This is a genomic window from Solilutibacter pythonis (assembly GCF_003697345.1).
Lineage (GTDB): Bacteria > Pseudomonadota > Gammaproteobacteria > Xanthomonadales > Xanthomonadaceae > Solilutibacter > Solilutibacter pythonis.
In genome coordinates this window covers 1-870 of record NZ_RFLY01000067.1, presented here as the reverse complement: position 1 = coordinate 870, position 870 = coordinate 1, and the positions used below count along the sequence as shown (strand labels likewise).

The 870-nt window shown below is 70.6% G+C and carries 1 protein-coding gene; it reads left to right on the top strand.

What is annotated here, in order from left to right; translation table 11 throughout:
- Window positions 1–21: 21 nt before the first annotated feature.
- Window positions 22–870, top strand: an 849-nt coding sequence (locus EBB59_RS13315) for a hypothetical protein (protein WP_211327772.1), incomplete at its 3' end; no start/stop codon positions are given.

Genomic DNA, 870 nt, shown 5'->3' with positions numbered 1-870 from the left:
CACCGCACCGGCTTCGCCATCGTGGAAAAGGACGGACGCCATGTCGCCCAGGCGCGCATCGGCAAGACCTTCGACATCGTCAATAACGATTGGGCGGTGATCCGCCCGGGCGTCAAGATTCGCGCCGAAGGCTGGGTCGACATCGTCGGGTGGGCCGGAAGCGCGAGCGCCAGCGGGCAAGTGCTGCTCAACTTCTACGATGCCGCGGGCCAACTGATCCGCCGCGAGGCGGGCAGCCTGGTGAGTGGCGAGACCGGCAGCGGCCGCTCGACGCTGGAGACGGTCGCGCCGGCGGGCGCGGCCTACGTGGCCCTGGGCGGCACGGCCAGGAGCCGGGTGGTCCTGGCGCAGAGCGACGCGCGCCCGGTGACGCTGAGCGACTTCCGCTGGGTGTTCCCGGAACAGGCCAGCCTGGTGATGCGGGCAAGTCCGCCGGTCAGGACGGCCTGGTACGCGTTCGACGCCAACAACCAGGTGACGGTGATGAACGGCGATCTGGTCGATGGACAGGTCGTGCTGAAGCAGGCCGAGAACAGCACCGCCTTCGACTACGACACGGCCGGTCGGGTGATCCGCCGGCGCAGCCTGGAGGCGGGCGTGCACACCGCCCGCGACCTGGGCTACGACGCGCTGGGCCGCAAGACCCGCGAGTCCAAGCGCTACACCGTGGGCGAGCGCCCGGCGGAGATCGCCGAAGGCTGGCGCCACGACGCGCTGGGCCGGGTGACGGCGCACCGGACCTATGACGAGAACGGCCTGAAGCGCCTGAACCTGACCGACTACGACGCCGACGGCCGCCAGCTCAGACAACTGTCCTTCGGCCGCTCGCTCGATGGCGCCGGCCAGGGCGAAGAGGCCATCGGCGAAGGG